The sequence below is a fragment of the Bradyrhizobium sp. TM239 genome (genome assembly GCF_036247985.1).
Classification (GTDB): Bacteria; Pseudomonadota; Alphaproteobacteria; order Rhizobiales; family Xanthobacteraceae; genus Bradyrhizobium; species Bradyrhizobium ottawaense.
In genome coordinates, this window is the sequence record NZ_BTIR01000024.1 from 20,327 (window position 1) to 43,239 (window position 22,913).

General features: G+C 65.8%; 18 protein-coding genes. 15 read left to right on the plus strand and 3 right to left on the minus strand.

What is annotated here, in order from left to right; genetic code table 11:
- Nucleotides 1-301 precede the first annotated feature (301 nt).
- Nucleotides 302-3,451 (plus strand): GAF domain-containing protein, encoded by a 3,150-nt coding sequence (locus AABA84_RS31310; RefSeq protein ID WP_212250888.1) that lies wholly within the window; start codon nucleotides 302-304, stop codon nucleotides 3,449-3,451.
- 86 nt (nucleotides 3,452-3,537) lie between these two features.
- The gene (gene map, locus AABA84_RS31315) at nucleotides 3,538-4,287 is read left to right on the plus strand and encodes a type I methionyl aminopeptidase (RefSeq protein ID WP_338314052.1); all 750 of its coding nucleotides are present in this window, start codon (nucleotides 3,538-3,540) and stop codon (nucleotides 4,285-4,287) included.
- 21 nt (nucleotides 4,288-4,308) lie between these two features.
- On the opposite strand, the gene pdxR is transcribed toward map, so the two are convergent.
- Nucleotides 4,309-5,718 carry a MocR-like pyridoxine biosynthesis transcription factor PdxR gene (gene pdxR, locus AABA84_RS31320; RefSeq protein ID WP_338314053.1) on the minus strand — a complete coding sequence of 470 codons (1,410 nt, stop codon included), beginning with the start codon at nucleotides 5,716-5,718 and terminating at the stop codon, nucleotides 4,309-4,311.
- Between the two features lie 108 nt (nucleotides 5,719-5,826).
- On the opposite strand from pdxR, the gene AABA84_RS31325 reads away from it, so the two are divergent.
- Together AABA84_RS31325 and AABA84_RS31330 are read left to right on the plus strand one after the other, a co-directional pair.
- Nucleotides 5,827-6,288: a carboxymuconolactone decarboxylase family protein gene (locus AABA84_RS31325; RefSeq protein ID WP_338314054.1), complete on the plus strand. Its 462-nt coding sequence runs from the start codon at nucleotides 5,827-5,829 to the stop codon at nucleotides 6,286-6,288.
- Nucleotides 6,289-6,332: 44 nt separating this feature from the next.
- Nucleotides 6,333-6,971, plus strand: coding sequence for an HD domain-containing protein (locus AABA84_RS31330; RefSeq protein WP_212250891.1), 639 nt, complete (start codon nucleotides 6,333-6,335; stop codon nucleotides 6,969-6,971).
- Between the two features lie 59 nt (nucleotides 6,972-7,030).
- Here AABA84_RS31330 and AABA84_RS31335 read toward each other — a convergent pair whose 3' ends face one another.
- Nucleotides 7,031-7,297 (minus strand): DUF3551 domain-containing protein, encoded by a 267-nt coding sequence (locus AABA84_RS31335; protein WP_212250892.1) that lies wholly within the window; start codon nucleotides 7,295-7,297, stop codon nucleotides 7,031-7,033.
- A 1-nt stretch (nucleotide 7,298) separates the two neighbouring features.
- Complete coding sequence (locus AABA84_RS31340) at nucleotides 7,299-7,616, minus strand: DUF3551 domain-containing protein (RefSeq protein ID WP_212251002.1); 318 nt, start codon at nucleotides 7,614-7,616, stop codon at nucleotides 7,299-7,301.
- A 253-nt stretch (nucleotides 7,617-7,869) separates the two neighbouring features.
- On the opposite strand from AABA84_RS31340, the gene AABA84_RS31345 reads away from it, so the two are divergent.
- From AABA84_RS31345 to dxr, 11 genes are all read left to right on the plus strand, one after another.
- The gene (locus AABA84_RS31345) at nucleotides 7,870-8,592 is read left to right on the plus strand and encodes an outer membrane protein (protein WP_212250894.1); all 723 of its coding nucleotides are present in this window, start codon (nucleotides 7,870-7,872) and stop codon (nucleotides 8,590-8,592) included.
- Between the two features lie 495 nt (nucleotides 8,593-9,087).
- Nucleotides 9,088-12,591, plus strand: a complete 3,504-nt coding sequence (dnaE, locus tag AABA84_RS31350; RefSeq protein ID WP_338314055.1) for a DNA polymerase III subunit alpha — start codon at nucleotides 9,088-9,090, stop codon at nucleotides 12,589-12,591.
- Nucleotides 12,592-12,721: 130 nt separating this feature from the next.
- Nucleotides 12,722-13,465 carry a carbonic anhydrase gene (locus AABA84_RS31355; protein WP_212250896.1) on the plus strand — a complete coding sequence of 248 codons (744 nt, stop codon included), beginning with the start codon at nucleotides 12,722-12,724 and terminating at the stop codon, nucleotides 13,463-13,465.
- A 323-nt stretch (nucleotides 13,466-13,788) separates the two neighbouring features.
- Complete coding sequence (locus tag AABA84_RS31360) at nucleotides 13,789-16,368, plus strand: caspase family protein (RefSeq protein ID WP_338314056.1); 2,580 nt, start codon at nucleotides 13,789-13,791, stop codon at nucleotides 16,366-16,368.
- Nucleotides 16,369-16,600: 232 nt separating this feature from the next.
- Complete coding sequence (locus tag AABA84_RS31365; protein WP_212250898.1) at nucleotides 16,601-17,593, plus strand: 30S ribosomal protein S2; 993 nt, start codon at nucleotides 16,601-16,603, stop codon at nucleotides 17,591-17,593.
- Between the two features lie 133 nt (nucleotides 17,594-17,726).
- Nucleotides 17,727-18,650: a translation elongation factor Ts gene (gene tsf, locus AABA84_RS31370; RefSeq protein WP_212250899.1), complete on the plus strand. Its 924-nt coding sequence runs from the start codon at nucleotides 17,727-17,729 to the stop codon at nucleotides 18,648-18,650.
- A 60-nt stretch (nucleotides 18,651-18,710) separates the two neighbouring features.
- Nucleotides 18,711-19,427: a UMP kinase gene (gene pyrH, locus AABA84_RS31375; RefSeq protein ID WP_212250900.1), complete on the plus strand. Its 717-nt coding sequence runs from the start codon at nucleotides 18,711-18,713 to the stop codon at nucleotides 19,425-19,427.
- A gap of 70 nt (nucleotides 19,428-19,497) precedes the next feature.
- Nucleotides 19,498-20,061 carry a ribosome recycling factor gene (frr, locus tag AABA84_RS31380; protein WP_026202318.1) on the plus strand — a complete coding sequence of 188 codons (564 nt, stop codon included), beginning with the start codon at nucleotides 19,498-19,500 and terminating at the stop codon, nucleotides 20,059-20,061.
- A gap of 11 nt (nucleotides 20,062-20,072) precedes the next feature.
- A complete protein-coding gene (locus AABA84_RS31385; RefSeq protein ID WP_212250901.1) occupies nucleotides 20,073-20,831 on the plus strand; it encodes an isoprenyl transferase in 759 nt (252 codons plus the stop codon).
- Nucleotides 20,828-21,670, plus strand: coding sequence for a phosphatidate cytidylyltransferase (locus tag AABA84_RS31390; protein WP_338307979.1), 843 nt, complete (start codon nucleotides 20,828-20,830; stop codon nucleotides 21,668-21,670). Before AABA84_RS31385 ends, AABA84_RS31390 begins: the two co-directional genes overlap by 4 nt.
- 4 nt (nucleotides 21,671-21,674) lie before the next feature.
- Nucleotides 21,675-22,898, plus strand: a complete 1,224-nt coding sequence (gene dxr, locus AABA84_RS31395; RefSeq protein ID WP_212250905.1) for a 1-deoxy-D-xylulose-5-phosphate reductoisomerase — start codon at nucleotides 21,675-21,677, stop codon at nucleotides 22,896-22,898.
- The last annotated feature ends 15 nt before the right edge of the window (nucleotides 22,899-22,913 follow it).

Consider the following 22,913-nt stretch of genomic DNA (forward strand, 5'->3'; position numbering starts at 1 on the left):
GCTGCGCGCCGGACACGCGACCATGACGCGGGCATAGGGTGTTCACCGATCCAGGTGCTGGCGCTGTTGAGGCGAGGCCGGTGCGGTCGAGGTCATGGCCGCGTGGCGCAACTGAGCACTGACGTTCGTGATTTGCGCGAGCCAGCGCATGGCACAGGCCGGGGGGAACCTTAATGCCTTCATGAAGTTGTCAGGACGCGCGGGGGCCAATCTCCCGCTGGCATCGCCGTCGGCTCGAAGCGGATGCCGCAAGGTGCCTTCAACGCTATTCGGTGACGAGCAAAGTGTCGGGGGGAGTCAGATGACAACGGCGGCCGGGGAGGACTCGACCGATCGCAATGCCGTCCTGGCTGCACTTGGCGATTACATCCGAGAGATCGCCAACCCTGACGATCTCGCTTATGCCGCGGCAGAGCTGCTCGGCCGCAGCCTGAAGGTCAGCCGGGCGGGCTACGGCACGGTCGACACATCGGCCGAGACCATCACCATCGCCCGCGACTGGAACGCGCCGGGCATCTTGAGCCTGGCGGGGGTGCTGCACTTCCGCGACTATGGCAACTACATCGAAGACCTGAAGCGAGGCGAGACGGTCATCTGTGCCGACGCGGAGAAAGATCCTCGCGTTGGCGACCGCGCCCGTGCGCTCGAAGCGATATCCGCTCGCGCACTTGTCAACATGCCGGTCTCCGAGGCCGACGGCGTCGTCGCGCTGCTCTACCTCAACAACGCAACCCCGCGGGTCTGGAGCTCCGAGGAGCTCGAGCTCATCCGCGATGTCGCCGAGCGCACGCGAACCGCCGTCGAACGTCGACGTGCCGAGGCGGCGGTGCGGGAGAACGAGATCCGTCTGCTCTTCCTGGACGCTCTCAACAAGGAGACGGCCAGGACTCGCGATGCCGACGGCGTGATGGCGGTGACGACGAGAATGGTCGGAGAGCACCTCGGGGTCTCAAACTGCGCCTATGCCGACATGGATCCCGACCAAGACGGCTTCACCATCCGCGGGGATTGGGCGGCCCCTGGCGCGATGCATATCCTCGGCCATTACAGCCTGGCCGACTTCGGCAAGAAGGCGGTGCGGGAGCTCAGCGCCGGCAGGCCGCTCGTCCTCAACGACAGTCTGAAGGAAATCGCGCCGGAGGAAGCGGCCACCTTTCAGAGCATCGGGATAGGCTCGACGATTTGCATGCCCTTGGTCAAGGAAGGGCAGCTTACGGCCCTGATGGCCATTCATCGCCGCGGCCCGCATCAGTGGACGGCGCGCGAGCTTGCGTTGCTCACCGAGGTCACCGAGAGATCATGGGCTCACATCGAGCGCGTTCGCTCCGAACAGGCGGCGCGAGAAGCTGCCGAACGCCTGAGCCTTGCGACCAGGGCGGCAGGTATTGGCACCTGGGACTATGATCCGGTGAACGACGTTCTTGGATGGGACAACCGCTGCAAGGAGGTGTTCGGTTTATCGTCGGGCGCCGAAGTGAGCTATGAAGGGGCCTTCCTGAAGGGCATCCATCCAGACGACAGGCAGCGAGCCCATGAGGCCGTATCCGCAGCCCTGACGCCCGATTGCCCGAAAAGCTACAACATTGAATTCCGAACCATCGGCATCGAGGATGGCGTCGAACGCTGGATCGCGGCGACGGGGCAGGCCATCTTTTCCAACAGGCGGGCCGTCCGGTTCATCGGGACAGTTCTGGATATTTCCGCGCAAAAGAAGACCGAGCGCCAACTTCGAATACTGAATGATACGGGGGCGTCGGTCGCCCGCGAACGCGACCTCGAGAAGATCGTGCAGATCGTGACAGATGCCGGCGTCGAGCTGACGGGCGCCCAGTTCGGAGCCTTCTTCTACAACGTCCTGGCGGCGGACGGCGGCAGCTACATGCTGTATTCGCTGTCCGGAGCGCCGCGATCGGCCTTCGAGAATTTCCCCATGCCACGCAACACCGCGGTGTTCGAGCCGACGTTCAAAGGCGCGGGCGTGGTGAGGTCCGACGACATCCTGCTGGACCCGCGCTATGGCGGGAACGCGCCGCGTAAAGGCATGCCCGAGGGACATCTTCCAGTCCGATCCTACCTCGCGGTCCCCGTCGTCTCGCGAGCGGGCGACGTCCTCGGCGGACTCTTCTTCGGCCATGCAGAGACGGGTAAATTCCACGCAGAGCACGAAGCCGCCTTGCTCGGGATTGCCGGCCACGCCGCCACGGCTATCGACAACGCTCGGCTCTTGACCCGGCTCGAGGCGCTCAATGCCGAACTGGAGCAACGTGTCGCCGACGAGATCGCCGAACGCATGAAGGCCGAGGAGCAATTGCGCCAATCCCAGAAGATGGAGGCCGTGGGGCAGCTGACGGGCGGGATCGCCCACGACTTCAACAATATGCTGGCCGTGATTCTCGGCAGCTTGAATCTCGCCAAGCGACGGCTCGGCAAGGGAGAGGTCAATATTGACCGCTTCATCGAGGGGGCAATCGATGGCGCAAATCGCGCCGCCACTCTGACGCAAAGGCTGCTCGCGTTCTCGCGCCAACAGCCTCTTGCGCCGGAAGTCGTGGACATCAACGAGATGATCGGGGGGATGAGCGAGCTGCTCGAGCGGTCGCTCGGAGAGCTTGTCCGCCTCGAGGCGGTCCTGGCTGCCGGTCTTTGGCGCGTCAAGGCAGATCCGGCCCAGCTGGAAAGCGCCGTGATCAACCTTGCGGTCAATGCGCGCGATGCCATGCCGAAGGGCGGGCGGCTGACGATAGAAACCAGCAACGCCTCGATCGATCGGAAATTTGCCCGCGAATATGCCCTGTCGCCCGGACAATATGTTCTCATCGCCGTGACGGATAACGGCACCGGAATTCCGCCCGACGTGCTGGGAAAGGTGTTCGACCCGTTTTTCACGACCAAGGTCGTGGGTAAGGGCACCGGCCTCGGCCTCAGTCAGGTCTACGGCTTCGTGCGGCAGTCGGGCGGCCACGTCAAAGTCTACTCGGAAGTCGACGTTGGCACGTCGGTGAAGATCTATCTTCCGTGCTTCGCAGGCGAGGAGGGAGTCTCGACCCCATCGCAAGGCGTGACACATCCCGGCGCAAGCCTTCAGAGCGAGACCATCCTCGTCGTCGAGGACGATGAGCGGGTCCGCAGCATCTCATCCGAAAGCCTGCGGGAGCTGGGCTATACGGTCATCGAGGCCGCGAGCGCCAAGGAGGCGATCAGGACGATCGAAAACGGCCTCGTCCCGGATCTGCTGTTTACCGACGTCGTCATGCCCGATATGACCGGCGCTGAACTTGCGGGCGAGCTGTCGAAACGATACCCGGCTTTGAAGGTGCTGTTCACCACCGGCTACACGCGCAACGCGATCGTTCACAACGGCATGCTCGATGCCGGCAAGCATCTGCTTTCCAAGCCCTTTGCGATCGAAGACTTGGCCGTCAAGGTTCGCAATCTGCTCGACGAGGGCTGAAGACCGGATCGGGCGAAGAGATCTCTCCGGTTTGCAAGCCGACCTCACAGGCGCTATGTCCGGGCCTCCCGGACAAGAGCCCCGACATGACAATCTCCGATGACAACGACCTGACACGCCTGAAGGAGATCGGGCGCATCGTCGCCAATGCGCTGGAGGCAATGGGGAAGGCGCTCGAGCCGGGCATGACCACCTCCGAGCTCGACCAGATCGGGCGAAAGTTTCTGGAGGCCGCCGGCGCGCGTTCGGCCCCGGAGCTGGCCTATGATTTTCCGGGGGCGACCTGCATCAGCGTGAACGAGGAGATCGCTCACGGCATTCCGGGCGAACGGCGGATCGCGCGCGGCGACCTCGTGAACATCGATGTGTCAGCCGAGAAGAACGGCTTCTTTGCCGATACGGGTGCTTCCTTCGCCGTTCCCCCCGTAAACCGCGCGATCGAACGTCTTTGCCGGGACGGCCGGCGGGCGATGTGGACCGGCCTGCAGCAGGTTGGCGCCGGCAAACCGATTGCCGGGATCGGCCAGGCGATCGGGACCTTTGCGCGGAAGAAAGGCTACAGCCTGGTCAGGAATCTTGCCAGTCACGGCGTCGGCCTGTCGCTGCATGAGGAGCCGACGGAGATCGCAACATGGCCCGATCGCTCCGAACGCCGCATCATGAACGATGGGCTGGTGTTCACCGTCGAGCCGTTCCTCTCCATGGGTGCCGAATGGGCGGAGAATGGCGACGATCCATGGACGCTCTACAGCAGCCCCGAGGCGCCGACCGTTCAGTACGAGCACACCGTGATCGCCACCCGCAACGGGCCTTTGATCGTGACGCTGGCGGGTTAAGCTGCCGACGCCGGAGTCGGATCACGTCAGGCGGTCGATGATCTGAAGGAGCCGGTCGCAGGACGCCTCGATCCTTTTGAGTGGAGACGTCGCGACGCCTAGCAACAGTCCCGGGCGCGCCGAAGCCTTCGAGGCATACCAGAGCGAGAGCGGCGTGGGCGCAAGTCCGAACGATGCAGCTTGCCTGGCGATGGCAAGATCAGGCGCTCCGTCCGGCAAGCGCAGGACCGCGGCCAGTCCTGCAATCGCAACGTTCGTGGTGCGCGTTCGAAGCTGCTTCAGCAATGCATCGCCTTGCGCGGTGTAGGCGCGCTTGGTGCGCCGCAGATGCCGCAGATAATGGCCCTCGCGGATGAAGTCTGCCGTGGCGAGCTGCACCGCGGGTCCGGGTGCCGGCGCGAGGCACGCTGCGGTCTCGGCGAATCGCGACGCCAGAGCGGCCGGTGCAACGACAAAGCCGAGCCGTAGGGCAGGGGTTACGGTCTTGCTGAAGGAGCCAATGTGAATGACGCGGCCGGCGCGATCGAGCGAGGCGAGCGCCGGCGTGGCCCGGCCCTTGAGCTGAAGTTCGCTGAGATAGTCATCCTCGATCACCCAGGCGTTGTTTTGGTTCGCCCAGTCGAGCAGGCGCGATCGACGTGCCAGTGACAGCGTGGATCCGAGCGGCGCCTGCTGCCCCGGTGTCACGACAACCAGCGCGGCGTCGGGCGCCTGTTGCAGGCCGTCATCGACATCGATCCCATCTGCGTCAACCGTGATTGGCACAATCGACAGTCCGGCAAGTTCGAGGCCGTGCCGGGTGAAGGGAAAGCCGGGATCCTCCATCCAGACTTTCTTCCTTTGCCCGAGGTCGAGGACGCGGAGCGCCAGGCCGAGGCCGCCGCTGAAGCCGCTGGTGATGATGATCTGGGACGGTGCGCATTCGATCCCGCGCGCCAGCGCAAGGTAGGCCGCGATCTCGCGTCGCAAGTCCAGTTCGCCGCGCGGGTCGGGGTAGATCGCAGGTGCGCTCATCTCGACGCGAACCGCCCGTGCGCGCATTCGCGCGAGCAGCGTCGCAGGAAAGGTCTCCTGCGAAGGAACGCCCATCTGGAAGATCGCCGGCCCCGCCGTGAGCTCCTGGTACATCTCCATGAACGAGCCGGGGTCCGGCGCCTTGTCCCGCCGCACGGGAATGGACGGTCGGTCGGCGACATGGGTGCCTGTCGCGCGGGCCGCGATGATCAGTTGGGCCGATGAGAGCTTTTCATAGGCTGAGCGCACGGTGCCGCGCGCGACGCCAAGCTGGGCCGCCAAATCCTGCCATGAGGGCAGGCGCGCGCCCGGGGCGAGCACGCCGCGCTCGATGGCGGCCCTGATCCCCCTGTGGATTTGCTCCGCCAGCGGCGTCTTCGCCGACCGGTCGAGCTTCAGCCGCAGCGATCTGGTCATGATCCTTGGTACACGATTTTCCCGCGTTCTTGGTCCTTTTTTATAGACCACGGCAGGGGCATCTGAGGGAGGAAAGAGGGGCTCCCTCGATCATCAAGGAGAAAGCGGATGAGTGAACGCCTCAACTACAACCACATTGCACCGGCAGGCGCGAAGGCACTGGGCGGCGTCTATGGCTACGTCATGCAGAGTGGGCTTCCCGCGACGCTGGTGACCCTCGCTTACCTGCGCGTCTCACAGATCAACAACTGCGCCTACTGCCTCGACATGCACACGCGGGATCTGCTGAAGAGCGGTGTGAAGGTCGAAAAGCTCGCGCTGCTGCAGGCTTGGGCCGAGGCCGGCGATCTCTTCGATGACCGCGAGCGCGCGGCCCTCGCCTGGGCCGAGACTGTCACCCGCGTCGCCGAGACCAACGTGCCCGATGAAGCCTATCAAGCCGCCCGCAAGGTCTTCGGCGAGCGCGAGCTTGTCGATCTCACGATCGCAATCAGCCTGATGAATGCGTACAATCGCATGTCGATCAGCTTCCGAAATACTCCGCAGGCCGCGCTCGAGAAGGCGGCCTGACGGATCGCGCGGCATCAGTCGAAATGCAAAGTAGGAGCTTGAAGATGATGAGCGTGATTTCCAGCGTCAAAATCCCCGACAGCAAGCTGGCGCGCGAGGCGGCTGAACTGGTGCGCAGCTACGAAGACGACATGCTTTTCAACCATTCCGTCCGAGTCTACGTCTTCGGTGCCATGAAGGGGCTGCGTCAGCAGCTGAAATTCGATCCCGAACTTCTTTACGTCGCGGCGTTGTTTCACGATCTAGGCCTCGTCGACCATTACCACACGCAGACAAAGCGATTTGAGGTTGACGGAGCCGACGCTGCGCGTGAGTTCCTGCGGGCGCGCGGCATCGCCGAGCCGCAAGCCGATCTGGTGTGGGAGGCAATCGCGCTGCACACCACGCCCGGCATTCCGCAATTCATGCGGCCGGAAATCGCGCTCACCAACGCGGGTGTCCTGGTGGACGTCGTGGGCATTGGGTATGACGACTACACGCCGGAGCAGCGCGACCAGGTGATCTCGGCGTTTCCGCGCGGTGACTTCAAGAACGAGTTCCTGAAGGTGCAGACCTGCTCGGCGCTGAAGAAGCCGCAGACGACGTTCGGGACGGTCAATTTCGACTACATCGAGGATCACGATCCCAGCTTCCGCAAGCCGAATGCGTGCACGCGCATCCGCAGCACGCCCTGGCAGAGCTGAGCCGATGACGGCATTCGCCGCACGCCTACCCCGCCCTATCTCCGGCGGAAACTGAACGGTTAGGATCCGGGGCGAGGCGGCGCGCTCGAGCGGCGAGGGCGCGTTGGTTTCTTCAGCGGAAAATACGGGTTCACCACGCAACTCGCCGAACGCCCGACGGCGAGATATCGGCACTGCTCCAGCGAGCCGTAGCGGCAGTCGAGATAGCCGACGGGGCCGTAGATCTGCATGCACACGGGATAGCTCGGATCGTAGGTCTGCGCGGGTGCAGATCCGCCCGCGAGAAGCAGGCCGGTCACGACCAGTGCGAGGCGAGCGCGGCGCATCTCAGCGCAGGAAGTAGCCTGGTGAATAGCCCGGCGTCTGCGCGCGGGGACGATTCTGATAGGCGTAGGGGTCGTCGCTCTGCCCGGCGAAATACGGATTGGCGATGCAGGTCAGCGCGCGTCCCGATGCGCTTGCCTGACACTGCGCGTAGGTGTCGAACCTGCAATTGCTCAGGCCCGGCCATTCATCGCCGGTAAGGCAGAATGGATGATGCGTGCCGAACGCACGCGCAGGTGTGGGTGCGATCGACACGAATGCAAATGTGGCGGTTGCGAGCGAAAGTGTGGCGACAATGGGGAGGACAATTCGTCTGCGCATCTTCAATTCTCCATCACGCGAATGTGCGCGCGACGTTGTTACGCGCGCATGCAATTTATCTCGTGTCGCCGACAATGGAACTACAGAAAACACTTATTTCAAAGGGTTTCCAGAACGCGCTGATAAATCTTCATTAATGAAGCGCGGGCCTTTGGAGCGAACTGTGGCGTCGAGGTTACAGCAATTCCGTCGATCGCTGTTATGACCACGCTACGGCCAGGGGGCCTAACGACGAAACTGGAACGGGACTCAAATGAAGAAGAATTTGTTGCTTGCTGCTGTGAGCCTTGTCGCGCTGAGCGCGGCTGCGCCGGCGCTGGCTGCTGACCTCGCAGCGCGGCCCTACACCAAGGCGCCCGCGATGGTTGCCGCGATCTATGACTGGAGCGGCTTCTACATCGGCATCAACGGCGGCGGCGGTTCGTCGCACTCGACCTGGGATCTGGTCGGCGGTGGCCGCGAAGGTTCGCATGATGCCACCGGCGGCACGGTCGGTGGTCAGATCGGCTATCGCTTTCAGTCCGGCCAGTGGGTGTTCGGCGTGGAAGGTCAGGGCAACTGGGCCGACTTCTCGGGCGACAATGTCAGCGCGCTGTTCGCGACTCGCAACCGCTCGAAGATCGACTCGTTCGGTCTGATCACCGGTCAGGTCGGCTACGCCTGGAACAACGTCCTGCTCTACGTCAAGGGCGGTGCGGCTGTGGTCGGCGTCAAGTACGACGTGTCCAGCACGGTCTCGGGCGCGCTGCTGTCCTCGAACGACCAGACCCGCTGGGGCGGCACGGTCGGTGCTGGCCTCGAGTACGGTTTTGCGCCGAACTGGTCGGTTGGCGTCGAGTACAACCACATCTTCCTGTCGGACAAGGACGTCACCTTCGCCGGCCTCGCGGGCACCGACCGCATCAAGCAGGACGTCGACATGGGTCTCGTCCGCCTGAACTACAAGTTCGGCGGCCCGATGATCGGCCGTTACTGAGACTGATCGCTCGCCTGCGAGCGGTCCTCGAAAGCCCCGGCCTTGCGCCGGGGCTTTTTTCTTGCGTGAATTCAGCGAGTTAACCATTGCTCCTGGAGGTCGTCCGCCGCGCTTGACTCCTGAGAACGAAATGAGAACAATGTTCTTCATACGTTCCAACAAGGGAGCAAGCCATGTTCAGGGTTTTCGTGGAAGAGGCCGCCGCGCTGGCGTCGATCACGCTGTTCGTCGGGATGATCGCGATCTGGGCTCAGGTGATACCGCAGCTCTGATTCCGCAGCTCCAGGTGAATCTCCCGCTGCCCCCTTGGGGAAAAGCGGGACGACGCGGCGAAGCGGCCGCTCCGGCGTGGACTCTGGCGCAGTGACGCCCCACCATTGCGGGGCGAGTCGGCAAAGCTGGGCGGAAGGCGGGGCGGGATCCGATGGATCTCCCTGACATCCCCCTGATGCCGGCGACCGCTCCATTCCATCTGCAAGAGGCCGTCACGCGACCATGCCGAGCGCCGGATTTGTCCACCTTCACGTTCACTCGGCCTATTCGCTGCTCAAGGGCTCGATCAAGATCGCCAAGCTCGCCGAGCTTGCCAAGAAGGACCACCAGCCGGCGCTGGCGCTGACCGACACCGACAATCTGTTCGGTGCGCTGGAGTTTTCCGACAAGATGGCGGGCTCCGGCATCCAGCCGATCGTCGGCTGCGAGCTGGCGATCGATTTCGGCGACCAGGATCCGAATGCGCGCAACGCGATCGGGCCGTCGCGCGTGGTGCTGCTGGCCGCGCAGGAGCGCGGCTATCGCAGCCTGATGCGGCTCAACTCGCGCGCCTTCCTCGAATCGCCCGATAGCCATGCTCCGTTCGTCAGGTTCGACTGGTTCGAGGGCGAGACCGAGGGGCTGATCGCGCTGACGGGCGGACCTGACGGGCCGATCTCGCTGGCGCTTGCCGGCGGTCATGCCGAGCTTGCCGCCTTGCGCTGCGAGCGTCTGGCCGGCCTGTTCGGCGACCGCCTCTACATCGAATTGCAACGCCACAACACCGAGAAGGAGCGGCGCGTCGAAAGCGGCCTGATCGACCTCGCCTACGCCAAGGGACTGCCGCTGGTTGCGACCAACGAGCCGTATTTCGCCGCGACCGACGATTACGAAGCGCATGACGCGCTGCTGTGCATCGCCGGCGGCCGGCTGATCGCCGAGACCGAGCGCGAGCAGCTCACGCCCGATCATCGCTTCAAGACACGCGCCGAGATGGCGGTGCTGTTCGCCGACATTCCGGAAGCGCTGGCCTCGACGGTGGAGATCGCCGAGCGCTGCTCGTTCCGCCCGATGACGCGGAAGCCAATTCTGCCGTTCTTCACGGTCGGTGCCGCGCAGAGCTCGGACGCCGCCGCGGTCGAGGCGGCGGAACTGAAGCGCCAGGCGGAGGAGGGGCTCGTCAATCGCCTGCGGGTCCACGGCCTGTCGCAGGGCATGACGGACGAGGATTACAGCAAGCGCCTGGCGTTCGAGCTCGACGTCATCATGCGCATGAAATACGCGGGCTACTTCCTGATCGTGTCCGACTTCATCAAATGGGCGAAGGGCCAGGGCATTCCGGTCGGGCCGGGCCGCGGCTCCGGCGCAGGCTCGCTGGTCGCCTGGGCGCTGACCATCACCGACCTCGATCCGATCAAGTTCGGCCTGCTGTTCGAGCGCTTCCTCAATCCCGAACGCGTCTCGATGCCGGACTTCGACATCGACTTCTGCCAGGACCGCCGCGGCGAAGTGATCCAGTATGTGCAGCAGCGCTACGGCCGCGACCAGGTGGCGCAGATCATCACCTTCGGAACGCTGCAGGCGCGCGGCGTGCTGCGCGACGTCGGCCGCGTGCTGCAGATGCCCTATGGCCAGGTCGACAAGCTGACCAAGCTGGTGCCGCAGAATCCCGCCGCGCCCGTCACGCTCGCGGCCGCGATCGAGAGCGAGCCGAAGCTCCAGGCGTTTCGCGACGAAGATCCGGTGGTGGCACGCGCCTTCGACATCGCCCAGCGCCTGGAAGGCCTGACCCGCCACGCCTCGACCCACGCCGCCGGCATCGTGATCGGCGATCGCCCCCTGAGCGAGCTCGTGCCGCTCTACCGCGATCCCAAATCCGACATGCCGGTGACCCAGTTCAACATGAAATGGGTCGAGCCCGCGGGTCTCGTCAAGTTCGACTTCCTCGGCCTGAAGACGCTGACCGTGCTCGACGTCGCCTGCAAGCTGCTCAAGCCGCGCGACATCCACGTCGATCTCGCAACGCTGCCGATCGACGATGCCGAGAGCTACCAGATGCTGGCGCGCGGCGAGGTGGTCGGCGTGTTCCAGGTTGAAAGCCAGGGCATGCGGCGCGCGCTGGTCGACATGCGCCCCGACCGTTTCGAGGACATCATCGCGCTGGTGGCGCTGTATCGCCCGGGTCCGATGGCGAACATCCCGACCTATTGCGCGCGCAAGCACGGCGACGAGGAGCCGGAATATCTGCATCCCGTGCTGGAGCCGATCCTGAAAGAGACGTTCGGCGTCATCATCTACCAGGAACAGGTGATGCAGATCGCGCAGGTGATGTCGGGCTATTCGCTCGGCGACGCCGACCTCTTGCGCCGCGCCATGGGCAAGAAGATCCGCGCCGAGATGGACAAGCAGCGCGATATCTTCGTCGCGGGTGCGGTGAAGAACGGCGTGCCGAAGGCGCAGGCCGAGACCATCTTCGAGCTGCTGGCCAAATTCGCCGACTACGGCTTCAACAAGAGCCACGCGGCGGCCTATGCGCTGGTGTCCTATCACACCGCCTACATGAAGGCGCATTATCCGGTGGAGTTCATCGCGGCGTCGATGACGCTCGACCTGAACAACACCGACAAGCTGTCGGAATTCCGTTCCGAGGCGCAGCGCCTCGGCATCAAGGTCGAGCCGCCGAACATCAACCGTTCCGGCGCGACCTTCGAGGTCGGCGACAAGGTCATCTACTACGCGCTGGCAGCGCTGAAGGGCGTCGGCATCCAGGCGATCGAGCAGATCATCGAGGAACGGGCCAAGCGCGGGCTGTTCACCTCGCTCGCCGACTTCGCCGCGCGGGTCAATCCGCGCGCGATCAACAAGCGTATCATCGAAAGTCTCGCCGCCGCCGGCGCCTTCGACACGCTGGAGCCGAACCGCGCCCGCGTCTTCGCCGGCGCGGACTCGATCCTCGCCGCTTGCCAGCGCGCGCATCAGGCCGAGACCATCGGTCAGAACGACATGTTCGGGATGTCGGCGGACGCACCGACCATCATGCTGCCGCAGATCGAGCCGTGGCTGCCGGCCGAAAAGCTCCGCCGCGAATACGATGCCGTCGGCTTCTTCCTGTCGGGCCATCCGCTCGACGATTACGCCACCGTGCTGAAGCGACTGCGGGTGCAGAGCTGGGCCGAGTTTTCGCGCGCGGTGAAGACCGGTGCCACCGCCGGCAAGGTCGCGGCCACCGTGGTCTCGCGCATGGAGCGGCGCACCAAGACCGGCAACAAGATGGGCATCATGGGGCTCTCTGATCCCACGGGCCATTTCGAGGCGGTGCTGTTCTCCGAAGGCCTCGCGCAATATCGCGACGTGCTGGAGCCGGGCGCTGCCGTGCTGCTGCAGCTCGGCGCCGAGCTGCAGGGCGAGGACGTCCGCGCCCGCGTGCTGCATGCCGAACCGCTGGATGATGCCGCCGCCAAGACGCAGAAGGGCCTGCGCATCTTCCTGCGCGACACCAAGCCGCTGGAATCGATCGCCAAGCGTTTGGCCGGGCCCGACATGGCCGCCTCGAACGGCGCCGCGCCGAAAGTCGGCAGTCCGGGCATCGCACCGCGCTCGAATGGCGACGGTGAGGTCTCGCTGGTAATGATGCTCGACCTCGAGACCGAGGTGGAGATGAAGCTGCCCGGCCGCTTCAAGGTCTCGCCGCAGATCGCCGGCGCGATCAAGGCGGTCGCGGGCGTGGTAGACGTGCAACAGCTCTGACATTGCGGGCCCCGCCGCAAACCAAAGCTTAACTATTTGGCCCGCGCCCGGTTTCGAAGTCGCTCGCGCGCAGCTATCAGTTGTTCTCGCGAGAATCGCGTTGGGCGGGAAGCCAGGAAGAACAACAACCATGTGCGACAAATGCTCTGAAAATCTGCTTCAATCGACCGCTCCTTCGCGGCGCTCCATGATGCTCTTTGCCGCTTCGGCGCTCGGAGTGGCCGCGTTTGGCGGGACCGCGTTGGCCAAGGAGGCGAAGGCGCCGCCCAAACCTCAGAACGTGCTGCCGCCCGATGCGGCGCTCAAGAAGCTGATGGAGGGCAATGCGCGCTACGTGTCGGGTGTGTCGCGCCGCCACGACTTCACGCATGAGCGTGAGGCGCTGGTCGGCGGTCAGAATCCCTACGCGGCCGTTTTGAGCTGCGCCGATTCGCGCATCGCGCCCGAATATGCCTTCGACAGCGGACGCGGCGATCTGTTCGTGTGCCGCGTCGCCGGAAACTTTGCCGGTGACGAGACCGTCGCGAGCATGGAATATACCGTCGCCGTGCTGGGCACGCCCCTCATCCTGGTGCTCGGCCATGACAATTGCGGCGCGGTCGATGCGACCATCAAGTCGCTGAAGGACGACAAGCCGCTGCCGGGACACATCCCCACGCTGGTCTCCGCGATCGCACCTTCGGTGAAGACGGCGGCCGGGCAGAGCGGTAACGCGCTCGACAATGCCATTCGCCAGAACGTCATCGACAATGTTGCCAAGCTGAAATCCGCCGCCCCGCTTCTCAACGCAGCGGTCGAACAGGGCAAGCTCAAGGTGGTCGGCGGTATCTATCGGTTGCGCACAGGGGCCGTCGAGTTGATCGCGCAGGGCTAAAGCCCAGCTTCGGGAACACCGGAGACAGGCGGTCGGCCTCCATCGGGCAAGAGGCCGGCCGCCATACAGCCGTCTGTGGGATCCGCGCAATGGTAGATCTGATCGCGCAGGGCAGGGACTTGAAGGAGCCTTGCGAAGTTTCTAGGCTGAGCCGCGCGGCCTTGAGGCTGGCGTGAGCTGATTTGCAGCCGACCTGAAGCTGACGCCAGCAGCCGCGTGGCCACGCCACCGCCTCAATCCGAGCTTTTCGTTCAACCGCCGTTCAGCCGGCTGCGCGCCTCATGCGTGGTGGCACCTCAACTACAGTAGCGGGCAAGCAAGCCATGCGTGGGACGTTTCGAGTCTTCATTTGCCTTCTCCTGCCGATCGTGGCCCTTGCCGCCGGCGCGCCCGGATCGGCCCGCGCGCAGCAGCAGGAAAAGCGCATCGCGCTCGTGGTCGGCAACGGCGCCTATGCCAAGTCGCCGCTGGCAACGACCGCGAACGACGCCGGCCTGATCGCGCAGACGCTGCAGGCAGCCGGCTTCGACGTCGTCGGTGCCCGCGATCTCGATGGCGACACGCTGCGCAAGAGCTTTCGCGACTTCATCCAGAAGGCCCAGGCCTCGGGGCCGGGCACCGTCGCGATGATCTATCTTTCCGGCTACGGCGTGCAGCTGGCCGGCGAGAACTATTTCATCCCGGTCGATTCCAACATCACCCGCGACACCGACGTTCCGACCGAGGCCTTGCGGGTCAGTGACTATGTGCGCCAGCTCGCTTCGATTCCGCTCAAGGCCAACATCCTCGTGCTCGACGCGGCCCGCGCGCAGCCCTTCATCGAGGGCGGCCAGCCGATCGCGAGCGGTCTGGCGCTGGTCGAGCCCGAGCCGAACATGCTGATCGCGTTCAACGCGGCACCCGGCACGGTCGCGCCGGAGGAGGCGGGGCCTTACGGCATCTACGCCCAGTCGCTGGCCGAGATGATCCGGACCGGCGGCCTGCCGCTGCCTGAGGTGTTCGATCGCGTTCGCCTGCGCGTCAACGAGGCCTCCAAAGGCGCGCAGGTGCCCTGGAACGAGCAGAAGATCTCGGCGCCGTTCTCGTTCTTCGAGCGCGGACCCGACGCGCCGCCGCCGGAGGCCGCGCCCGACCAGGTCGCCGCGATCCGGAGCAAGCCGATCCGCGATCTCGGCGTGCAGGATGCCTATGCCGCGGCACTCGAGCGCGACACGCTGCCGGTCTATGAGGAGTTTCTCGCGGCCTATCCCGGCGATCCCATGGCCAAGCGCGTGATGGCGATCGTGGCGGCGCGCCGCGAGGCGATCACCTGGCGGCGCACCTACCGGAACGACACGCCGGAAGCCTATTGGTCGTATCTGCGCCGCTATCCGCGCGGGCCGCATGCGGCGGACGCGCGCCGGCGCCTCGCGATCCTCACCGCGCCGGCCGAGCCGCCGCCGAGCTTTGCGATGATCGACTACGACGTGCCGCCGCCGCCGCCGGAGGAGGTGGTCTATGTCGACCGTCCGGTGCTGTATTTCAGCGATCCCGATTTCGGCTTCGCTCCGCCACCGCCGCCGCCGGTCTATTATCTGCCGCCGCCGCCGCCGGATTTCGTCGTGCTGCCGCCGCCGCTGCCCGTGGTCGGCCTGTTCGTGCTGCCGCAGCCAGTGTTCGTGCCGATCCCGGTGTTCGTCAGGCCGCCGATCTATGTCGCGCCGCCGCCGAACAACATCATCTACCAGAACATCCATAATACGACGGTGATCAACACCGTGATCAACCGCCCGCCGGCACCAGCACCGGCTGTGGGGGCGGGAACTGGACCGGGAGCAGGAGCAGGAGCTGGACCGGGCAATCTGGCGCCAGCGATTGCGGGCCGCGCCAACCCGGCCGGGCCGGCCGTACCGCAGGCAGTCGTGCAGCGCGCCGCGCTGATCCAGCAGGGCAAGGCGCCGATGCCGCCGAGCGCGACGATCCAGCCGACGGCGAGGCCCGGGACGCCTCCGGCGACGCCGACGGCTGTCGCGCCGACCGCAGCGTCGACCGCAGCGCCATCCATCGGGCCGCAGACGGCGCCCACACTTACTCCGCAGACCAGGCTGCCCCAGGCCAACACGCTGCCGGTTCCTGGTGCCCATGGCGGTCCGCCGGCGCCGCCAGCGGGGGCGGGGCCTTTGCCGGGCGGAAGGCCCGTGCCGCCGACGGCGACCGCACCCGGTGCGACACCGCCGGCTCGTCCGGGGGCGCCGACGGCGGCTGCTCCCGGCACAACGTTGCCCGGCACAACGTTGCCTGCTCATTCCAATGCGCCAACGGCCGCCGCGCCGACAAATGCTGCGCCCCCTGCGGCCAACCCGACTGCTGTGCCGGGCCAGCCCCCCAGGCCGCCGGTGGCACAGACGCCGCCCGGCACCGGGCCTGCCGATCACCCCAAATCTGCGACCCGTGAGCCTGCCGGCTCGCCGCCGGCCGCTGCGGGCGCGCCGGCGACGCCTCCGGCCGCGGCCGGCAGACCGATCGTGCCGCCGCCTTCGGCGGCACGTGAGCCGATCCGGCCGCAGCATCTGCCATCGGCGGCCCCGCCGCAGGCGGCCAGGCCGGCTGCACCGCCGCCGCGGCCCCAGGCCGTGGCGCGGCCCACGCCACCACCCCCGCCGCGGGTGTCGGCGCCGCCGCCGCCCAGGATGGCCGCACCTCCGCCGCCACGCCCGGCTCCTCCGGTGGCCGTCGCGCGGCCGGCGCCTCCGCCCATGGCGCGGCCCGCTCCACCGCCGCCGGTGGCTCGACCGGCACCCCCGCCGCCGCCGCGGATGGCCGTTGCGCCACCACCTCCGCCGCGCCCGGCCGCGCCTCCGCCGCGTCCCGCAGCCCCGCCGCCGGCGGCCAAGAAGTGCCCGCCGAACCAGCCCAAATGCTGATCGGGTGCTAATCGGGCGCTAGGGAGCGGCCCGGTCTCCAGGGAAAGGGCCTCTCGCGGGCGAAAACCGCCCCCGAAAGGCCCTTATTTCCTTGCTTCTGGCCGAAATGGCGCTATACAGCGCCGCATCTCACACGGAAGCATGGCTCACAAGGCCGTCCGGTGGCAGCCGGGGCGACAACGCTCCGTTTTGCTCACACGCTTCCGGAGGAACCAACCGGAGAATTAGAACGATGGCACTACCCGATTTCACTATGCGTCAGCTGCTCGAAGCCGGCGTGCACTTTGGTCACCAGTCTCACCGCTGGAATCCCAAAATGGCGCCGTTCATTTTCGGCGCCCGCAACAACATCCACATCGTCGATCTCGCGCAGACCGTGCCATTGCTGCACACCGCCTTGCAGGCGGTCAGCGACACCGTCGCCAAGGGCGGCCGTATCCTGTTCGTCGGCACCAAGCGCCAGGCGCAGGACGGCGTCGCGGACGCTGCCAAGCGCTGCGCGCAGTATTTCGTCAATTCGCGCTGGCTCGGCGGCACGCTGACCAACTGGAAGACGATCTCGGCCTCGATCAAGCGCCTGCGTCACCTCGACGACGTGCTGTCGGGCGGCGATGCCAGCTCCTACACCAAGAAGGAGCGCCTGACGCTTCAGCGCGAGCGCGACAAGCTCGACCGCTCGCTCGGCGGCATCAAGGACATGGGCGGTCTGCCCGACCTGATCTTCGTGATCGACACCAACAAGGAAGACATCGCGATCCAGGAAGCCCAGCGGCTCAACATCCCGGTCGCCGCGATCGTCGACACCAATTCGGACCCGAAGGGCATCACCTATGTGGTGCCGGGCAATGACGACGCCGGCCGTGCGATCGCGCTGTATTGCGACCTGATCGCGCGCGCCGCGATCGACGGCATTGGGCGCGCCCAGGGCGATTCCGGCATTGACGTCGGCGCTTCGGTCCGTCCGGTCGCTGAAGAGCTTCCCACGACCGCGAGCGGCTTCCAGGGCCTTGCGGGTCCGCGCGGCACCGCCGACGACCTCAAGAAGCTCCCGGGCGTGTCGGGTGCGATCGAGAAGAAATTCAACGACCTCGGCATCTTCCACTTCTGGCAGCTCGCCGAGCTCGACCACGACACCGCGCACACGATCGGCGAAGAAGTCGGTCTGCCGAGCCGTGCGGACGCCTGGGTGGCCAAGGCCAAGGCGCTGACCGCGGAAGCGGAATAGTCAAGAGAGCGATGGGGTTGGCCGGACAAGATCCGGCCACCATTTCAGTTGACGCGAATCCCTGAGATGGACCGCGGCGGGGCGCTTCGATGCCACGCCGCGGCGAACCAGCAGGCACAAAGGATTTTCAACGATGGCAACGATCACAGCTGCGATGGTCAAGGACCTGCGCGAGTCGACCGGCGCGGGCATGATGGACTGCAAGGCCGCGCTGACCGAGAACGACGGCAACATGGAAGCGGCGCAGGATTGGCTGCGTAAGAAGGGCCTGTCGAAGGCCGCCAAGAAGTCGGGCCGCGTCGCGGCCGAGGGCCTGATCGGCGCCCTCACCAAGGGCACCAAGGGCGTCGTGGTCGAGGTCAACTCCGAGACCGACTTCGTCGCGCGCAACGGTCAGTTCCAGGGCCTGGTCAAGATGATCGCTCAGGTCGCATTCGACGCCGGCGCCGATGTCGAGAAGATCAAGGCCGCCAAGGTCGGTGACGTCACGGTCGAAGCCGCCATCAACGACGCGATCGCCACCATCGGCGAGAACATGACGCTGCGCCGCGCCGCTTCGCTCGAAGTGAGCCAGGGCGTGGTGTCGAACTACGTCCACGGCGCTGTCGTCGAGGGCGCGGGCAAGATGGGCGTGATCGTGGCGCTGGAATCGCCCGGCAAGGCCGATGAGCTCGCAGCGCTCGGCCGGCAGATCGCGATGCACATCGCCGCCGCCAACCCGCTCGCGCTCGATCCGTCCGGCCTCGATCCGGCGGTCGTCAAGCGCGAGAAGGATGTGCTCGCCGACAAATACCGCCAGCAGGGCAAGCCGGAGAACGTGATCGAGAAGATCGTCGAGTCCGGCCTCAAGACCTACTACAAGGAAGTCTGCCTGCTCGAGCAGGCCTTCATCCACGACACCGGCAAGTCGGTGGCGCAGGCGTTGAAGGAAGCCGAAGGCAAGGTCGGCGGCGCCCTGAAGATCGCCGGCTTTGTGCGCTATGCTCTCGGTGAGGGAATCGAGAAGCAGGAAAGCGACTTCGCAGCCGAGGTCGCCGCGGCCAGCGGCAAGAAGTAAGCGCCGGGACGTTCCTTCCGGCGTGCCGCCGGAAGCGGCGCCCGGACGAGGAAAGTGCTCATGACTGATCCGGTCTATCGTCGCGTCGTGATCAAGCTGTCCGGCGAATATCTCGCGGGACAGCAAGGCTTTGGCATCGATCAGCCGACCGTCGACCGGGTTGCGGACGATCTGATCGCGGCCCGCAAGCTCGGCACCGAGGTCGCGGTCGTGATCGGCGGCGGCAACATCGTGCGTGGCGTCGAGGTCTCCGCCCGCGGTGTGTCGCGCCCGACCGGCGACACCATGGGCATGCTCGCCACCATGATGAACTGCCTCGCGCTGGAATCGGCGATCGAGCGCAAGGGCACGCCGGCGCGCACGCTGTCGGCCTTCGTCATGCCCGAGATTTCCGAGCTGTTCACCCGCACTGCGGCGCACAAATATCTCGCCGAGGGCCGGATCGTGCTGCTTGGCGGCGGGACCGGAAATCCGTTCTTCACCACAGATACGACCGCAGTGCTGCGCGCCGCCGAGATCGGCGCCCAGGCGGTCCTCAAGGCCACCAATGTCGACGGCGTCTACTCGGCCGATCCGAAGAAGGATCCGGCCGCCACGCGGTTTGACCGGCTGACCCATTCGCAGGCGATCGAGGGCGGCTACAAGGTGATGGATGCGACCGCCTTCGCGCTTGCCCGCGAGACGTCTCTGCCTATCATCGTATTCTCGATCGCGGAGCCGGGTTCGATCGGCGCGATTCTACGTGGCGTCGGCCACGGAACCATTGTCGCCGGCTGACCGCTCATCCGTCGCGCGCCTTTTGGGAAGGTCGCGGGAGCAGTCGCCGGGATCTTGAAGGAGAAACGTGATGCCCACGGGTACTTTCGACCTCAACGAAGTGAAGCGCCGCATGCAGGGCGCCGTCCAGTCCCTCAAGCACGAGCTCGGCGGCCTGCGGACGGGGCGCGCCTCCGCCTCGATGCTCGATCCGGTGCAGGTCGACGCTTATGGCAGTCACATGCCGCTCAACCAGCTCGCCACCGTCAGCGTGCCGGAGCCGCGCCTGATCTCGGTGCAGGTCTGGGACAAGTCGATGGTCAAGGCGGTGGAGAAGGCGATCGTCGATTCCAACCTCGGCCTGTCGCCCGCGACCGAAGGCCAGGTGCTGCGCCTGCGCATCCCCGAGCTGAACGAGGAACGGCGCAAGGAGCTGGTGAAGGTCGCGCATAAATATGCGGAGGCCGCCAAGGTTGCCGCGCGCCACGTCCGCCGCGATGGCCTCGACGTCCTCAAGAAGCTCGAGAAGAACCACGAGATGTCCGAGGACGACCAGAAGCGCCACGCCGACGAGGTGCAGAAGGCGACCGACGGTACGATCACGGAAATCGACCAGTTGCTGGCCGCCAAGGAAAAAGAAATCCTCACCGTTTAAGGCCACCTTCAATGTCCAACGCCGCCGCGCCCGCAACGGAAGGACCCGATCGGTCCGAGGCGCCCGCGCATGTCGCCATCATCATGGATGGCAACGGGCGTTGGGCGGCCGCGCGCGGTCTGCCGCGTGCGGAGGGGCATCGCCGCGGCGTCGAGGCGTTGCGCCGCGTGGTGCGCGCCTCGCACGAGCTCGGCATCCGCTATCTCACCATCTTCTCGTTCTCGTCGGAGAACTGGTCGCGGCCGGCGAGCGAGATCGGCGATCTCTTCGGTCTGCTCCGCCGCTTCATCCGCAATGATCTCGCCAGCCTGCATCGCGACGGCGTCAAGGTCCGCATCATCGGCGAGCGCGACGGGCTGGAGAACGACATCTGCGCGCTGCTCAACGAGGCCGAGGAGCTGACGCGCGACAACACGCGCCTGACGCTCGTCGTCGCCTTCAACTACGGCTCGCGGCAGGAGATCGCGAAGGCGGCGCAGAAGCTCGCGCGCGAGGTCGCGGAGGGCAGGCGCAACCCTGATACGATCGACGCGGAGACGCTGGGCGCGCATCTCGATGCGCCCGACATTCCCGATCCCGACCTCATCATCCGCACCAGCGGCGAGCAGCGCCTGTCCAACTTCCTGATGTGGCAGGCCGCCTATAGCGAGCTCGTGTTCGTGCCGATCCACTGGCCCGATTTCGACAAGGCGGCGCTGGAAAGCGCGATCGCCGAATTCGCCAGGCGCGAGCGCCGTTTCGGCGGCCTGGTCGCGAAAACCGCCTCGTGAGCGAACAAGACGCCGCACCGGCGGGCGCCAAGCCTGCCCCGAGCAATCTGGTGATGCGGGTCCTCGCTGCACTGGTGCTGGCGCCGCTGACCATTGCGGTCGCTTATGCCGGCGGCTGGATGTGGGCGCTGCTCGTCACCCTGGTGTCGATCGGGCTGTTCGCGGAATGGCTGACGGTTGTCGGCGCGGGCTCGGCGGCGCTAACCGGGGCAGGGACGATCGTCATCGCGATGATGGGGGCCGCCGTCGCTTTTGGCGGGCTGAAGACGTCCGTCGTCGTCGGCCTCGTCGGCGGCGCGATCGTGACGCTGATTGCGCGCGGCAAGTTCATCTGGGCGGCGACGGGCTTTGCCTATGCGGCGGCGGCGTTGCTGGCGTCGATCCTGTTGCGGAAGGATCTCGTCAACGGCTTCTCCGCGCTGATGTTCGTGCTGCTGGTGGTGTGGGCGACCGATATCGGCGGTTATTTTGCCGGTCGCAGCATCGGCGGGCCGAAGCTCTGGCCGCGCGTGAGCCCGAAAAAGACCTGGTCCGGGGCGCTGGGCGGCTTCGCCGCAAGTCTTCTGGTTGCGGTGGGCTTTGCGGCTTGCGGGTTCGGAAAGATGGCGCCATTGCTGCTCGTCAGCGCCATCCTTTCGGTGGTGTCGGCGTTGGGCGATCTATTCGAATCCGCGGTCAAGCGGCGCTTCGGTGTCAAGGATTCCAGTCACTTAATTCCCGGCCATGGCGGGCTTATGGACCGCCTGGACGGCTTTGTCGCCGCCATCCTGATGGCATGGATTATCGGCTTTCTCCGCCATGGTGTGCATAGCGCCGGAAGCGGTCTTATGGTTTGGTGAGGATATGAGCGCGGTCCCATTGCGTAACAACAAGGCTGCGGCGTCCAGCGTCCGCAGCGTCACGGTCCTCGGCGCCACCGGCTCGATCGGCGACAGCACGATGGATCTGCTGCGCGCCTCGCCCGAGCGCTACCGCGTCGAGGCGTTGACCGCAAACAGCAATGTCGCAGCGCTGGCAAAGCTCGCGAAGGAGTTTTCCGCGCGCTACGTCGCGATCGCCGACACCTCCAAGCTCGCCGAGCTCAAGGCCGCGTTGGCCGGGACCAGCACCGAATGCGGCGCCGGCGAAAGCGCAGTGATCGAGGCCGGCGCGCGTCCGGCCGATTGGGTGATGGCGGCCGTGAGCGGTGCTGCCGGGTTGAAGCCGGCGCTGGCGGCGGTCGATCGCGGTGCGCATGTGGCATTGGCCAACAAGGAATGCCTCGTCTGCGCCGGTGATTTCTTCATGCAGCGCGCCGCGAAGGCGGGCGCCTGCATCCTGCCGGCCGATTCCGAGCACAATGCGCTGTTCCAGGCCTTGGCGTCCGGGAATCGCGATGAACTGGTCCGCGTCATCATCACGGCGTCGGGCGGTCCGTTCCGCACCTGGAAGCCGGCCGACATCGAGCAGGCCACGCTCGAGCAGGCCCTGAAGCATCCGAACTGGAGCATGGGCCAGAAGATCACGATCGATTCGGCGTCGATGATGAACAAGGGGCTCGAGGTGATCGAGGCGTCCTATCTGTTCGCGCTCGCGCCCGACGAGATCGACGTCCTCGTGCATCCGCAGTCGATCATCCACGGTATGGTCGAGTTCTCCGACTGCTCCGTGATGGCCCAGCTCGGCGCCCCCGACATGCGCACCCCGATTGCGCATTGCCTCGGCTGGCCCGACCGGATCAAGGGGCCGGCGGCCAAGCTGGATCTGGCCAAGATCGGCCAGCTGACTTTCGAAACGCCGGACTTCGAGCGCTTCCCCGGACTACGGCTGGCCTTCGATTCGCTCCGGACCGGGAAGGGGGCGACCACCGTCTACAATGCGGCCAACGAGGTCGCGGTTGCCGCCTTCATCGCCGGCAAGATCCGGTTCGGCGCGATTGCCCGGCTGGTGGAGGCTACACTGGACGACTGGATCCGCGGCGGGAACCAGGCGCCGCTGACGTCCGCCGATGATGCAATCTCTGTTGACCATGTTGCTCGAAATAGAGCTGCCGCCCTATTGCCTCAAATTGCCTTAAAGGCATCCTAGATGGTTCGGGGCCAG

What these genes read in the sequence shown, in the direction of transcription:
- frr (WP_026202318.1), top strand. Translation starts at nt 19,498, where the DNA reads ATGCCCACGGGTACTTTCGACCTCAACGAAGTGAAGCGCCGCATGCAG.
- map (WP_338314052.1), top strand. Translation starts at nt 3,538, where the DNA reads ATGACAATCTCCGATGACAACGACCTGACACGCCTGAAGGAGATCGGG.
- AABA84_RS31345 (WP_212250894.1), top strand. Translation starts at nt 7,870, where the DNA reads ATGAAGAAGAATTTGTTGCTTGCTGCTGTGAGCCTTGTCGCGCTGAGC.
- tsf (WP_212250899.1), top strand. Translation starts at nt 17,727, where the DNA reads ATGGCAACGATCACAGCTGCGATGGTCAAGGACCTGCGCGAGTCGACC.
- AABA84_RS31340 (WP_212251002.1), bottom strand. Translation starts at nt 7,616, where the DNA reads ATGCGCAGACGAATTGTCCTCCCCATTGTCGCCACACTTTCGCTCGCA.
- AABA84_RS31310 (WP_212250888.1), top strand. Translation starts at nt 302, where the DNA reads ATGACAACGGCGGCCGGGGAGGACTCGACCGATCGCAATGCCGTCCTG.
- AABA84_RS31385 (WP_212250901.1), top strand. Translation starts at nt 20,073, where the DNA reads ATGTCCAACGCCGCCGCGCCCGCAACGGAAGGACCCGATCGGTCCGAG.
- AABA84_RS31330 (WP_212250891.1), top strand. Translation starts at nt 6,333, where the DNA reads ATGATGAGCGTGATTTCCAGCGTCAAAATCCCCGACAGCAAGCTGGCG.
- dnaE (WP_338314055.1), top strand. Translation starts at nt 9,088, where the DNA reads ATGCCGAGCGCCGGATTTGTCCACCTTCACGTTCACTCGGCCTATTCG.
- AABA84_RS31335 (WP_212250892.1), bottom strand. Translation starts at nt 7,297, where the DNA reads ATGCGCCGCGCTCGCCTCGCACTGGTCGTGACCGGCCTGCTTCTCGCG.
- AABA84_RS31360 (WP_338314056.1), top strand. Translation starts at nt 13,789, where the DNA reads ATGCGTGGGACGTTTCGAGTCTTCATTTGCCTTCTCCTGCCGATCGTG.
- AABA84_RS31355 (WP_212250896.1), top strand. Translation starts at nt 12,722, where the DNA reads ATGTGCGACAAATGCTCTGAAAATCTGCTTCAATCGACCGCTCCTTCG.
- pdxR (WP_338314053.1), bottom strand. Translation starts at nt 5,718, where the DNA reads ATGACCAGATCGCTGCGGCTGAAGCTCGACCGGTCGGCGAAGACGCCG.
- AABA84_RS31325 (WP_338314054.1), top strand. Translation starts at nt 5,827, where the DNA reads ATGAGTGAACGCCTCAACTACAACCACATTGCACCGGCAGGCGCGAAG.
- pyrH (WP_212250900.1), top strand. Translation starts at nt 18,711, where the DNA reads ATGACTGATCCGGTCTATCGTCGCGTCGTGATCAAGCTGTCCGGCGAA.
- AABA84_RS31365 (WP_212250898.1), top strand. Translation starts at nt 16,601, where the DNA reads ATGGCACTACCCGATTTCACTATGCGTCAGCTGCTCGAAGCCGGCGTG.
- dxr (WP_212250905.1), top strand. Translation starts at nt 21,675, where the DNA reads ATGAGCGCGGTCCCATTGCGTAACAACAAGGCTGCGGCGTCCAGCGTC.